This window comes from Bacillus sp. SIMBA_031 (assembly GCF_046535225.1).
Taxonomy (GTDB): domain Bacteria; phylum Bacillota; class Bacilli; order Bacillales; family Bacillaceae; genus Bacillus; species Bacillus velezensis.
In genome coordinates, this window is record NZ_JAWRXC010000428.1 from 1 (window position 1) to 257 (window position 257).

The following is a 257-nucleotide window of genomic DNA, read 5'->3' on the forward strand; positions in this document are numbered from 1 at the left end:
ATCAAGTTTTTGAATAACAAATTCAACTAAGGAAATTTTTCTTCCATTTTGCAAGAGTATTTCTGCTTATTTTAAAGTAAATAGCTGTTTGTACATTATTGAGGTTGTTTATTTTCTGATACTTCAAAATATATTGTACCGTCTCCTTATCGTAGGATTTAAATTTTTGATTACTTTTTGAAGCATCTGATTCTTTCCTGGTGCCAAATATAAATGAATTTAACAGGATAACATCCTGAGTAGTTAATCTTTTCTTT

General features: G+C 27.2%; 1 protein-coding gene. It reads right to left on the minus strand.

Annotated elements, in window-relative coordinates; genetic code table 11:
• Positions 1–22 precede the first annotated feature (22 nt).
• Positions 23–257 (minus strand): hypothetical protein (locus tag SB724_RS20905; RefSeq protein WP_410572876.1); only part of this gene is annotated, 235 nt, incomplete at its 5' end.